Genomic DNA, 12,024 nt, shown 5'->3' with positions numbered 1-12,024 from the left:
CGGCCGGTTGGGGGCTTTTGCCGGACATGTCGCTCCGTTCTGAGGCTGCCGGGGAGACGACGGGCACAAGGGGCGCCCTAGCTTTTCGCGTCGCGGACCGGTTATGGTCCGAACACAACCCCACGGGAGTCCGGAGCACCGGGCTGAGAGGGGGGCCGAAGCAGCCCCCGACCGTCGAACCTGATCCGGGTCATGCCGGCGCAGGGAGGAGCGTTCGTTGTTTCCTCGATTGCATGTAGTCACCGACTCGCTCGATGTGGTGCGAGGGGTGGTCGGCCACGGGCCGGTCGCCGTGCAGGTGCGGGTGAAATCGTCCGATCGCGCGGCCTACGAGCTGACCGTGGCCGCCCTCGATGTGTGCCGGCGTGCCGGTGACGCGCTCTGCCTGGTCGACGACCGGGTGGGTGTGGCGCTGGCGGCCGGCGCCGACGGCGTCCACGTGGGCGCCGACGATCTTCCGGTGGCCGTGGTGCGGCGGGTTCTGGGCGCCGGTGCGGTTGTGGGCGCCACGTGCCGTACACCCGAAGCCGCTCTGGAAGCCGTCGCGGACGGAGCGTCCTATCTCGGCGTGGGGCCCGCGTTCGCCACCGTCAGCAAGGTGGGGCTGCCTGATCCGATCGGGCCGGCGGGGGTCGGCAAGGTCGTCGCGGCGGTGCCGGGCACGCCGGTCGTCGCCATCGGCGGGGTCACGGTCGACCGGGTCGCGCTGCTCGACTCGTACGGCGTCGCGGCGATCTCGGCCATCGCCGTCGACCCGGCCGGCGCCACCGTCGCCTTCCTGGAAGCCTTGGGCGGCCGGGCATGAGCGACATCGCCGTGGTGGGTGGCGGGATCATCGGGCTGGCCGTCGCGTGGCGGCTCGTCGAGCGCGGGCAGGACGTCACGGTCTTCGACGACGGCGACGAGGGCGCCTGGCACGTCGCGGCCGGCATGCTCGCGCCCGGCGGCGAGTCGGCGTTCGAAGATCCGGCCCTGGTGCGGCTGATGGAACGGTCGGCCGAGCTGTGGCCCGCGTTCGCGGCCGGGCTCGGGAACGTCGGCTACGACGACACCGGCACGCTGAGCCTGGCCATGACCGCCGACGACGTGGCCGAAGCGGCCCGGGTCTGGACCAGGCAGCAGCTGCCGCTGCTGCGCCCCTCGGAGTTGCGCGAGCTGGAGCCGGCGCTCTCGCCGCGGGTGCGCGTCGGTGTCCATGCGCCCCGGGAACGCCAGGTCGATCCGCGCCGCGTGGTCGCCGCTCTCCGCGAGAAGCTTCACGACCGGATCGTGCCGAAGCGGATCGACTCGCTGTCCGATGTGGAGGCGACCACGGTCGTCGTGGCGGCCGGTTGCGGCACCGCGCGGCTCACCGGTCTCCCCGTACGCCCGGTCAAAGGTCAGGTCCTGCGGTTGCGGGGCGAGCCCGGGCTCCTGCGGCACGTGCTCGACGCGACGGTCGACGGCCGGTCGGTCTACATCGTGCCCCGGCGGGACGGCGAGATCGTCGTCGGCGCCACCCAGGAGGAACGCACCGACCGGCTGGTCACCGCGGGCGGCGTCCACGACCTGCTGCGGGCCGCGATCGAGCTGGTGCCGGGCCTGGCCGAGCTGGAGCTGGCCGAGACGACAGTGGGCCACCGACCCGGAACGCCCGACAACGCGCCACTGATCGGGCCCATCGGCGAGGGCGTCTTCGTGGCCGCCGGGCATCACCGTAACGGCATCCTCCTCGCCCCGGTGACGGCCGAGCTCGTCGCCGATCTCGTGCTGGACGGCAAGGAATGCCCCGACTTCGACCCCAGGAGGTTCTGATGCGGTTGACGGTCAATGGACGCGGCGTCGACGCCGAGCCCGAACTGTCGGTGCTGGCCCTGGTCGAGACGCTCACCGAGGCCCGCCGCGGCGTCGCGGTAGCGGTCAACGGCGAGGTGGTGCCCCGCTCGACGTGGAGCGCGGTGCCCTTGGCCGAAGGCGACGCGGTCGAGGTGCTGACCGCCGCTCAGGGAGGCTGACAGTGTTCGACAAATCGCGGCTCATTCTGGGCACCGGCGGCGCCAACAGCCTGGCCGCTCTGGAGGAAGCGATCGTCGCCTCCGGGACCGACCTGGTCACCGTCGCCCTGCGCCGGGTCGACGCGGCCGGGCCGGGCCTGCTGCCGATGCTCGACCGGCTCGGCGTGCGGGTGCTGCCGAACACGGCCGGCTGCTACACGGCGGGCGACGCGGTGAAGACGGCCCATCTGGCCCGTGAGGCCTTCGAGACCGACCTGATCAAGCTCGAGGTCATCGGCGACGACCGGACCCTGCTGCCCGACGGCGTGGAGCTGCTGCGCGCGGCCGAGACGCTGGTCGGCGACGGGTTCACCGTGTTGCCGTACACGAGCGACGATCCGATCCTGGCCCGCCGCCTGGCCGACGTGGGCTGCGCGGCGGTGATGCCGGCGGGCTCGCCGATCGGCTCCGGCCTGGGCATCTCCAACCCGCACCACATCCGGCTGATCCGGCAGAGCGTCGACGTCCCGGTCGTGCTCGACGCCGGCATCGGCACGGCCTCGGACGCGGCCCTGGCCATGGAGCTGGGTTGCGACGCGGTGCTCATCGCGAGCGCCATCACCCGGTCCGACGATCCGGCGGCGATGGCCTCGGCCATGCGCCACGCGGTGCTCGCCGGACGGCTGGCCTACACGGCGGGGCGCATCCCCCGCCGCTTCCACGCTCTCGCGTCCACATCGGACGAAGGGCGGGCCCAGTGGTGATCCCGGGCGGGCTCGTCGTTCTCACCGACCGGCGGTCCGCCGCCGGGCCGTTGGTCTCGGTGGTCCGGGCGGCGGTCCGCGGCGGCGCCGACTGGGTCATTCTCCGGGAGAGAGATTTGCCGTACGGCGAAAGGGCCGCGCTCGCCGAGCAACTGCGCGCGGTGCTGCCGGCCGGACGGCTGATAGTCGCCGGGCCGGATCCGCTCGGCGGCGAGGCGGTGCACCTGGCCGAGGCCGATCCGGTGCCCGACGTCGGCCTGATCGGAAGATCGGCTCATGGCTCACCGAGGCTGTCCCTTGAGGACTACGTGACGTTGTCACCGATCTACCCGACCAAGACCAAGCCGGGGTACGGCCCCGCGCTGGGGCCGGAGAAGGCGGCGGCGCTCGCCGGTGACGTCCCGTGGCTGGCGCTGGGCGGCGTCGACACGCCGGCGCGGGCGGCGGCGTGCGTGGCCGCCGGAGCACGCGGGGTCGCGGTGCTCGGCGCCGTCATGCGCGCCGACGATCCCGAGCTGGCGGCGGCCGAACTAGCGGCGGCCACCCGATGACGCCGCGGGTTGTTCTCACCATCGCCGGCTCCGACTCCGGTGGCGGCGCCGGCATCCAGGCCGATCTCAAGACCTTCGCCGCCCTGGGCGCCTACGGCACCTCCGTCATCACCGCCGTCACCGCGCAGAACACCCTGGGCGTCACCGCCATCCACCCCATCCCGATCGAGATCGTCGCCGCCCAGCTCGACGCCGTCCTGGCCGACTTCCCGGTCGCCGCGGTCAAGGTCGGCATGATCGGCGACCCCGCCGTGGCCGCCCTGATCGCCGACCGCGCCGGCCACCTGCCCAACCTCGTCGTCGACCCGGTGCTGGTCGCCACTTCCGGCGCCCGGCTCGCGGAAACTGCGGCTGTCGCGCCCCTGGTCTCGTACAACTGCGTCCTGACCCCGAACCGGCAGGAAGCCGGCGCCCTCACCGGAAGCCCGGTCGAGACGGCCGAGGAAATGCTGGTGGCGGCGGAGAGCCTGGCCAAGCGAGGCGCGCGCGCCGTGGTGGTGACCGGCAGTGAGACCGCCGCCGATGTGCTGTGGCATGACGGCGCCGCCGAGACGTTGCGCGGCGAGCCCGTGCCGACCGTGAACAACCACGGCTCGGGCTGCACCTTCTCGTCGGCGATCGCTGTCTTTCTCGCGGCCGGCGATCCGGTGCCGGTGGCCGTGCGGGCGGCCAAGCGTTATGTGAACACCGCGCTGACCGGCGGGCGTGACTGGCGGCTGGGCGCGGGGCCCGGTCCGCTGAACCACTTCATCTAAAGGCTCCGACGGCTGCGGCGCGGGGATCCGTGCTGCCATCCGCCGCCGGTTTTGTCACGATTGGGGAGGAAAAGCATGAGGCGCAAGGTGTACGTCGAGGGATCGCGGCCCGACATGAAGGTGCCGTTCTCGGAGGTCGTGCTGAGCGACGGGAACGACCCCGTGCGGCTCTACGACACCTCGGGGCCGGGCAGCGATCCGGCGGTGGGGCTGCCGCCGTTGCGGAAACCCTGGGGCACCCGCAAGACGCAGCTCGCCGCCGCCCGGGCCGGCGAGACGACGCCCGAGATGGAGTTCGTCGCCGTCCGCGAGAACGTCCCGGTCGAGCTGGTGCGCGACGAGATCGCGGCCGGCCGGGCCGTTATCCCGGCGAACGTCAACCATCCCGAGTCGGAGCCCATGGTGATCGGCTCCCGCTTCCTGGTGAAGGTCAACGCGAACATCGGCACCTCCGCCGTGACCTCGTCGGTCGCCGAGGAGGTCGAGAAGATGACGTGGGCGACCCGCTGGGGCGCGGACACCGTGATGGACCTGTCGACCGGCCCCCGCATCCACGAGACCCGCGAGGCGATCATCCGGAACGCGCCGGTGCCGATCGGCACCGTGCCGATCTATCAGGCGCTCGAGAAGGTCAAGGGCGATCCGGTCAAGCTGACCTGGGACCTGTTCCGCGAGACCATCATCGAGCAGGCCGAGCAGGGCGTCGACTACATGACGATCCACGCCGGCGTGCTGCTGCCGCACGTGCCGCTGGCCGCCGACCGGGTCACCGGCATCGTCTCCCGCGGCGGCTCGATCATGGCGGCGTGGTGTCTCGCCCACCACGAGGAGAACTTCCTCTACACCCACTACGACGAGCTTTGCGAGATCTTCGCCCGGTACGACATCACGTTCTCCCTGGGCGACGGCCTGCGCCCGGGTTCGATCGCCGACGCCAACGACGCGGCCCAGTTCGCCGAGCTGCGCACGCTGGGCGAGCTGACCCACCGCGCCTGGGAGTACGACGTGCAGGTGATGGTCGAGGGCCCCGGCCACGTGCCCATGCACAAGATCAAGGAGAACGTGGACCTCCAGGTCGAGCTGTGCGGCGGCGCCCCGTTCTACACGCTGGGCCCGCTGGCCACCGACATCGCTCCCGCCTACGACCACATCACCTCGGCGATCGGCGCCGCGATGATCGGCATGTTCGGCACCGCGATGCTCTGCTACGTCACCCCGAAGGAGCACCTGGGCCTGCCCGACAAGGACGACGTGAAGGCCGGCATGATCGCCTACAAGATCGCCGCACACGCGGCCGACCTGGCCAAGGGCCACCCCGGCGCCCAGGCCTGGGACGACGCCCTGTCCAAGGCCCGTTTCGAGTTCCGCTGGGAGGACCAGTTCGAGCTGGCCCTCGACCCGGAGACGGCCCGCGCCTACCACGACGAGACCCTCCCGGCCCCCGCCGCCAAGACGGCCCACTTCTGCTCCATGTGCGGCCCGAAGTTCTGCTCCATGAAGATCAGCCACGAGCTGAAGGCCATGGGCATGTCCCAGAAGTCAGCCGAGTTCGTCGAGGCCGGCGGAAAGGTCTACGTCCCGCTCACCACGCAGCCCTAGCGGACGTCCCAGACCGGCTCTGGGGTCTCCACTACCTCGCCGTCGCCCTGGAAGAGGATGAAGCGGTCGAACGAGCGGGTGAACCAACGGTCGTGGGTCACCGCGATCACCGTGCCCTCGAATGAGCGCAAACCCTCCTCCAAGGCCTCGGCCGAGGCCAGGTCGAGGTTGTCCGTCGGCTCGTCGAGCAGCAGGACCGTGGCGCCCGACAGCTCCAGCAGCAACACCAGGAAGCGGGCCTGCTGGCCGCCGGACAGGGTGCCGAAGAGCTGGTCGCCCTGTCCGGCCAGCTCGTAGCGGTTCAGCGCCTTCATCGCACCGGCCCGGTCCATGCCGGAGCGGTGGTCGTCTCCTCGCCAGAGGATCTCGACCAGGGTTCGTTCGAGCAGCTCGGGACGGTCGTGGGTCTGCGAGAAATGACCGGGTCGCACCCGGGCGCCGAGCCGGGCCACCCCGTTGTGGGCCACGTGGGCCAGCGGGGCGCCGTCGACCGGCTTGTTCTCCGCCTCGGGGTCCGAGCCGCCCGCCGCCAGCAGGCGCAGGAAGTGGGACTTGCCGGTGCCGTTCGCGCCCAGCACCGCCACCCGGTCGCCGTACCAGATCTCCAGGTCGAACGGGAACGTCAGGTCTTCCAGCTCCAGCTGTTCCAGGATCACCGCCCTCTTCGCCGTACGGCCTCCGCGCAGGTTCATCCGCAGCGACTGGTCCTTCGGCGGCAGCGGGGGCGGGCCGGCCTCTTCGAACTTGCGCAACCGGGTCTGCGCCGACTGGTAGCGCGAGGCCATGTCGGAGTTGTAGGCCGCCTTCTGCTTGTACATGAACACCAGCTCGCGAAGCTTCTGATGCTCTTCCTCCCAGCGCCGGCGGTTTTCCTCGAGGCGGGAGTGGCGGTGCACCCGCGCCTCGTGCCACGACGCGAAACCGCCCGGATGGGTCCACGCGCTGCCGCCCTCGACCGCCACCACGCGGTCGGCCGTCTGGGCCAGCAACTCGCGGTCGTGGGAGACGTAGAGCACCGATTTCGCCGACTCGCGCAGCCGCGACTCGAGCCAGCGCTTGCCCGGCACGTCGAGGAAGTTGTCCGGCTCGTCGAGCAGCAGAACCTCGTCGTCGCCGCGCAGCAGCAGGTCGAGCGCGAACCTTTTCTGCTGCCCACCGCTGAGTGTCCGCACTGGACGCTGCTTGACCTGCTCCCACGGCTTGTCGAGGATCGCCACGGCCACGGTGTCGAACAGCACCTCGGCGTCGTAGCCGCCGACCTCGCCCCAATGGGCCAGAGCATTGGCGTACGCCAACTGGCTGCGCTCCGAGTCGTCCAGAGCCGCCGCGGCCTTCCCCAGCCGCTCCCCCGCCTCGGACAGCGCCGGTTTCACCAGGGAAAGAGCGAGATCGGCCAGCGTACGGTCGTCGCCGATCATGCCGATGAACTGGCGCATGACACCGAGCCCACCGGAGCGCGCGATGCTGCCCTCCTGCATGGACAGGTCGCCGGCGACCAGCCGCATCAGCGTGGTCTTGCCCGCGCCGTTCGGCCCGACCAGCGCGACCTTGGCTCCCTCACCGACCCGGAACGCGACGTCGGCGAACAGCCGCCGCCCGTCGGGCAGCACGAATCCGGCGCCGGCGACATCCACGTACCCCATGGCCGACATCCTCCCCGGCGCGGGGCGGGAAGTCAGCTGGTTTTCGCCGTCACCCGCAGCACCCGGAAGCCCTTCTTGCTGGCGATCCGCGAGACCTCCCAGCCCTGCTCGACCAGCCACGCGTGCAGCGAGTCGCCACCGAGGTTCCGGTTGATCACCAGCCAGGCCACGCCGCCGGGGGCGAGCCGGGGCAGCCAGCGCTGCATGATCGCGTGCAGCTCGGCCTTGCCGACATGGGTGGGCGGGTTGCTCCAGATCTCGTCGAACGTGACATCGGCCGGCACGTCGTCGGGCGCCGCCACGTGGACGGTGAGGCCGAGCGCGGCCGCGTTCTCCTCGGTGAGCTGCCGGGCCCGCGAGTTGACGTCGACGGCGTGCACCTCGGCCCGGGGGGCCGTGCGGGCCAGCACACACGCGATCGGCCCATATCCGCAGCCCAGGTCGAGCAGCACCCCACCCGCCGGCAGGTCGCCCTTCTCCAGCAGCACGGTCGTGCCCGGGTCGAGCCGTCCCGACGAGAACACGCCGGCCGCTGTGGCGAGCTTGTATTCCTGGCCCGAGACGCTGAAGCGGATCTCGCGCCGCTGGTCGGGCGTGCTCGGCTCGGCGCTGAAGTAATGGTCGGCGGTCACCCGTCAAGTCTGCCGGTTTTCACCGCGGCACCAACCTCCGGGGTGCCGCACAAACTGTGCGTTCATTGATCACCGTGCGCTCCTAGCGTGGCCGCATGCGGTACGGCACCCCTTCCCGACCGGCCCACCGCGCGACCGCCGACGGCGGCCTGGCCCTGCTCGTCCGGGGCGCCGGGTCCGCCGGGCAGCACCGCCCGGACCCGCCCCGGGCCCGGCGCCGCGCCCGCGCGGAGCCGTTGCGCCCTTTTCAGCTGCTCACCCGCGGTCTGGCCGCGCTGATCCTGTTCGCCCTGCTCGGCATGTTCGGCTTCCTGGTCTTCGCCGACCGGTTCCGCGACCGGGCACCGGCCACCACCCTCGCGCCGGCCGAGGTGTCCCAACCTCAGGCGCTCTCGCTCGGCTCGATCTTCGGGGACCGGGATCAGCTGCGCCCGGAGGGCGCGGCCGGCCCGTACACCATCGATCTGCGGCACATGAGCGCCGACTGCGCCGAGGCGACGACGGGTGAGCTCGGCACCCTGCTCGACCGGTACGGCTGCAGCGAGGTGGTCCGGGCCGGCCTCGTCGCGCCGTACCCCGGATATCGGGTCACGGCCGGAGCGTTCAACCTGGCCGACGAGACCGGCGCGGCCGAGGTCGAGGATCTGCTGCGCGACGTGGTGGAGGGCGGCGACGGCGGCTTCGCGACGCTGCCCGCGGCCGAGGCCGGCACGACCACGCCGCAGGTGGGCTGGCACGCCCGTGGTCACTACCTGCTCTACTGCGTGATCACCCGGGCCGACGGCCAGCTGGTGCCGAGCGACGATCCGGCGGCCGTCCGGATCACCGCCGAGATCATCGACACCCACCTGGCCGCGTCGCTGCTCAAGCCCGTAGTCGCCGGGTAGCTTCGGCCCGTACGGCGTAATCGGCCTCGGCCGGATATCCCACCTCGACCAGCGTGAGCCCGTGGGCGGGAGCCACCGTGACCTCGCTGGAGCGCTCCGTGCGGCTCAGCAGGGTGGCCGGCCAGCCCGGGTCGCGGCGCCCGTCGCCGACCGTCAGCAGGGCGCCGACCAGGCTGCGGACCATCGACTGGCAGAACGCGTCGGCCTGCACCGTGGCCACGCAGACGCCGTCCGGGTCGCGCCGCCAGTCGAGCCGGTTGATGGCCCGGATCGTGGTGGCGTGCTCCTTGCGCTTGCAGTACGCGGCGTAGTCGTGCTCGCCGGTCAGCCACTGCGAGGCCGCGTTGAGCCGGTCCAGGTCGAGCGGCCGCACCCAGCCGATGGTGTCGTGCCGTCGCAGCGGCTCCGGACCCCACACCGTGTCGGCCACCCGGTATTCGTAGCGGCGGAAGGTCGCCGAGAAGCGCGCGTCGAAGGTCGGCGGCACCGGCCGGATCGCCCGCACCCGCGCGTCGGGCGGCATGAGCGCGGCCAGCCGCCGCAGCAGCGAGCCTTCGAGCTGCGTGAACGCTTCGAGGGGCAGATCGATGTGGCAGACCTGACCGGAGGCGTGCACCCCCGCATCCGTACGCCCGGCGACCGTCAGCCCCAAGGAGGAGGCGTCGACCAGCCGTCCGAGCGCCTCCACCAGCGTCCCGGCCACCGTCCGCCGCCCGGGCTGCACGGCCCACCCGGAGAAGTCGGCCCCGTCGTACGACACGTCCAGCCGCAGCCGGATCGATTCCATGTCTCTCCCCATAAGAAAAAGACCCGGCGCCCCCCATGGGGAGCACCGGGTCTTTCGCGTTACGTCACGCCTTGGTGTCGTCGCCCTCGGCCTGGTCGCCCGGGCCCTCGGCGCCCTTGTCGCCGGACGCGTTGACCGGAGCCTCGGCGTCCTGGTCGGCGTCGGTGTCGGCCTTGGCGGCCGGCGCGGAGGCCGGAGCCTCGTCCTCGCGGGCCAGGGCCTCGACCTTGTCCTGCTGCGCGGCGGCCTTGCGGGCGGCCTTCTTGGCCGGCGCGGTGGTCGCCGCCACCTGGAGCTCCTCGACCAGCTCGATGACGGCCATGGGAGCGGCGTCACCCTTGCGCGGGCCGGTCTTGGTGATCCGGGTGTAGCCGCCCGGGCGGTTGCCGTAGCGCGGCGCGATCTGCTCGAACAGGGCGTACACGACGTCCTTGTCCTTCACCGTGGCCAGCACCCGGCGACGGTTGTGCAGGTCGCCGCGCTTGGCCTTGGTGATGAGCTGCTCAGCCAGGGGGCGCAGCCGGCGGGCCTTGGCCTCAGTGGTCTTGATCTTCCCGTGCCGGAAAAGCTCGGTGGCCAGGTTGGCCAGGATGAGCTTCTCGTGCGCCGGGCTGCCGCCGAGGCGGGCTCCCTTGGTGGGCGTGGGCATTTCCAATGCTCCTTTAGATGGCCGAGCTTAAAAACTCAGAGCTGCTCGGTCTCGCGGTAATCGTCGGTGTCGTAGTCCACGTCGCCGAACGAGTCCACGACGTGAGCGGGGTCGAAGGACGGCGCGCTGTCCTTGAGGCCCAGGCCCATTCCGGCGAGCTTCATCTTGACCTCGTCGATGCTCTTCTGACCGAAATTCCTTATATCCAGAAGGTCGGCCTCCGTCCGCCCGATGAGTTCACCAACGCTGTTGATGCCCTCACGCTTGAGACAGTTGTACGACCGGACGGTCAGGTCCAGCTCCTCGATCGGCAGCGCCAGGTCGGCAGCGAGCTGCGCGTCCTGCGGCGACGGGCCGATGTCGATGCCCTCGGCGGTCTCGTCCAGCTCGCGGCAGAGGCCGAACAGCTCGACCAGCGTGGAGCCGGCCGAGGCCAGCGCGGTGCGCGGCGAGATGGAAGCCTTGGACTCGACGTCGATGATCAGACGGTCGAAGTCGGTGCGCTGCTCGACACGGGTCGCCTCGACGCGGTAGGTCACCTTCATGACCGGCGAGTAGATCGAGTCGACCGGGATGCGGCCGATCTCGGCGCCGGCGCTCTTGTTCTGCGCCGCCGTGACGTAGCCACGGCCCCGCTCGACGGTGAGCTCCATGTCGAGCCGGCCCTTGCTGTTGAGCGTGGCCAGCTTGAGGTCGGGGTTGTGCACGGACACGCCGGCCGGGGGCTGGATGTCACCGGCGGTGACGTCGCCCGGGCCCTGCTTGCGCAGGTACATGCTGACCGGCTCGTCGTGCTCGGAGCTGACGGTGAGCTCCTTGACGTTCATGACGAGCTCGACCACGTCCTCCTTGACACCGGGGATGGTGGTGAACTCGTGCAGAACTCCGTCGATCTTGATGCTGGTGACAGCAGCACCGGGGATGGACGACAGCAGGGTACGCCGCAGCGAGTTGCCGAGGGTGTACCCGAAACCGGGCTCCAGGGGCTCGATGGTGAACCGGGAGCGGGTCTCGCTGATCGACTCCTCGGAGAGGGTCGGCCGCTGGCTGATGAGCACGCTTGTCTTCTTTCTGTCGGGCCACCCACTATTTGATGGCCTTCGGTGATGCACCGGGGGCGCCGAACGGCGCCCCCGGCAGAGCGCTACTTGGAGTAGAGCTCGACGATCAGCTGCTCCTGGACCTGCGTGTCGATGACAGCGCGGGCCGGGAGCGAGTGCACGAGGACCTTCATCTCGCTCGGGATCGGCTCCAGCCACGCCGGAACCGGACGCGAACCGGCCTGAGCCTGGGCGACGACGAAAGGAGTCATCTCCTTCGACTTCTCCCGGGTCGTGATGATGTCCTTCTCCTTGACGCGGTACGACGGGATGTCGACCTTCACGCCGTTGACCAGGAAGTGGCCGTGCTTGACCAGCTGCCGGGCCATGTCCCGGGACTGCGCGAGGCCGGCCCGGTAGACGACGTTGTCGAGACGGGACTCGAGGATCTGCAGGAGGACCTCACCGGTCTTGCCCTGCTTGTTGACGGCTTCCTCGTAGTAACCGCGGAACTGCTTCTCGAGCACGCCGTAGACGCGGCGGGCCTTCTGCTTCTCGCGGTGCTGGAGCAGGTACTCGGTCTCCTTGGTCCGGCCACGGCCGTGCTGGCCGGGCGGGAAGGGACGCGACTCGAACGGGCACTTCGGCCCGTCGCACTTGCTGCCCTTGAGGAACAGCTTCATCTTCTCGCGGCGGCAGCGCTTGCAGTCCGCACCTGTGTAACGAGCCATTGCTTCTTGTCTC

The 12,024-nt window shown here is 70.9% G+C and carries 14 protein-coding genes and 1 riboswitch; of the genes, 8 read left to right on the top strand and 6 right to left on the bottom strand.

The features are described 5' to 3' along the window. Nucleotides 1-112 precede the first annotated feature (112 nt). Nucleotides 113-224, top strand: a riboswitch (TPP riboswitch). From ACQP2X_RS03835 to thiC, 7 genes are all read left to right on the top strand, one after another. Next, nucleotides 218-805: a thiamine phosphate synthase gene (locus tag ACQP2X_RS03835; protein WP_498694356.1), complete on the top strand. Its 588-nt coding sequence runs from the start codon at nucleotides 218-220 to the stop codon at nucleotides 803-805. Its footprint overlaps the riboswitch before it by 7 nt. Continuing rightward, nucleotides 802-1,794, top strand: a complete 993-nt coding sequence (thiO, locus tag ACQP2X_RS03830; protein WP_498694355.1) for a glycine oxidase ThiO — start codon at nucleotides 802-804, stop codon at nucleotides 1,792-1,794. Before ACQP2X_RS03835 ends, thiO begins: the two co-directional genes overlap by 4 nt. Beyond that, nucleotides 1,794-1,994, top strand: coding sequence for a sulfur carrier protein ThiS (gene thiS, locus ACQP2X_RS03825; RefSeq protein WP_498694354.1), 201 nt, complete (start codon nucleotides 1,794-1,796; stop codon nucleotides 1,992-1,994). The genes thiO and thiS overlap by 1 nt, the downstream gene beginning before the upstream one ends. A 2-nt stretch (nucleotides 1,995-1,996) precedes the next feature. Then, nucleotides 1,997-2,737, top strand: coding sequence for a thiazole synthase (locus ACQP2X_RS03820; protein WP_498694352.1), 741 nt, complete (start codon nucleotides 1,997-1,999; stop codon nucleotides 2,735-2,737). Then, the gene (locus tag ACQP2X_RS03815; protein ID WP_498694350.1) at nucleotides 2,731-3,288 is read left to right on the top strand and encodes a thiamine phosphate synthase; all 558 of its coding nucleotides are present in this window, start codon (nucleotides 2,731-2,733) and stop codon (nucleotides 3,286-3,288) included. Before ACQP2X_RS03820 ends, ACQP2X_RS03815 begins: the two co-directional genes overlap by 7 nt. Then, the gene (gene thiD / locus ACQP2X_RS03810) at nucleotides 3,285-4,043 is read left to right on the top strand and encodes a bifunctional hydroxymethylpyrimidine kinase/phosphomethylpyrimidine kinase (protein ID WP_498694349.1); all 759 of its coding nucleotides are present in this window, start codon (nucleotides 3,285-3,287) and stop codon (nucleotides 4,041-4,043) included. The genes ACQP2X_RS03815 and thiD overlap by 4 nt, the downstream gene beginning before the upstream one ends. A 75-nt stretch (nucleotides 4,044-4,118) precedes the next feature. Further along, nucleotides 4,119-5,642 carry a phosphomethylpyrimidine synthase ThiC gene (gene thiC / locus ACQP2X_RS03805; protein WP_498694347.1) on the top strand — a complete coding sequence of 508 codons (1,524 nt, stop codon included), beginning with the start codon at nucleotides 4,119-4,121 and terminating at the stop codon, nucleotides 5,640-5,642. Here the strand turns inward: thiC and ACQP2X_RS03800 are convergent. Both ACQP2X_RS03800 and ACQP2X_RS03795 read right to left on the bottom strand, forming a co-directional pair. Then, nucleotides 5,639-7,285 (bottom strand): ABC-F family ATP-binding cassette domain-containing protein, encoded by a 1,647-nt coding sequence (locus ACQP2X_RS03800; protein WP_498694346.1) that lies wholly within the window; start codon nucleotides 7,283-7,285, stop codon nucleotides 5,639-5,641. The two genes, thiC and ACQP2X_RS03800, sit on opposite strands and share 4 nt — an antisense overlap. Nucleotides 7,286-7,317: 32 nt before the next feature. After that, nucleotides 7,318-7,917: a class I SAM-dependent methyltransferase gene (locus ACQP2X_RS03795; RefSeq protein ID WP_498694344.1), complete on the bottom strand. Its 600-nt coding sequence runs from the start codon at nucleotides 7,915-7,917 to the stop codon at nucleotides 7,318-7,320. Nucleotides 7,918-8,012: 95 nt separating this feature from the next. Here ACQP2X_RS03795 and ACQP2X_RS03790 point away from each other — a divergent pair, with 95 nt between their 5' ends. Beyond that, on the top strand, nucleotides 8,013-8,804 hold the full coding sequence (locus ACQP2X_RS03790) for a hypothetical protein (protein WP_498694343.1): 792 nt from the start codon (nucleotides 8,013-8,015) through the stop codon (nucleotides 8,802-8,804). Here ACQP2X_RS03790 and truA read toward each other — a convergent pair. From truA to rpsD, 4 genes are all read right to left on the bottom strand, one after another. After that, entirely contained in the window at nucleotides 8,782-9,591 is an 810-nt protein-coding gene (truA, locus tag ACQP2X_RS03785; protein WP_498694341.1) for a tRNA pseudouridine(38-40) synthase TruA, read from the bottom strand. The genes ACQP2X_RS03790 and truA overlap by 23 nt on opposite strands. Nucleotides 9,592-9,655: 64 nt before the next feature. Further along, nucleotides 9,656-10,240 carry a 50S ribosomal protein L17 gene (rplQ, locus tag ACQP2X_RS03780; protein WP_203761926.1) on the bottom strand — a complete coding sequence of 195 codons (585 nt, stop codon included), beginning with the start codon at nucleotides 10,238-10,240 and terminating at the stop codon, nucleotides 9,656-9,658. A gap of 35 nt (nucleotides 10,241-10,275) precedes the next feature. After that, nucleotides 10,276-11,298 carry a DNA-directed RNA polymerase subunit alpha gene (locus ACQP2X_RS03775; RefSeq protein ID WP_097322755.1) on the bottom strand — a complete coding sequence of 341 codons (1,023 nt, stop codon included), beginning with the start codon at nucleotides 11,296-11,298 and terminating at the stop codon, nucleotides 10,276-10,278. A gap of 86 nt (nucleotides 11,299-11,384) precedes the next feature. Then, nucleotides 11,385-12,011, bottom strand: coding sequence for a 30S ribosomal protein S4 (rpsD, locus tag ACQP2X_RS03770; protein WP_097322756.1), 627 nt, complete (start codon nucleotides 12,009-12,011; stop codon nucleotides 11,385-11,387). Nucleotides 12,012-12,024: the final 13 nt, after the last annotated feature.

It is taken from the genome of Actinoplanes sp. CA-131856, assembly GCF_050956135.1.
Lineage (GTDB): Bacteria > Actinomycetota > Actinomycetes > Mycobacteriales > Micromonosporaceae > Actinoplanes.
Note: the sequence above shows the minus strand (reverse complement) of the source record. Positions and strands in the feature narration are given on the sequence as shown.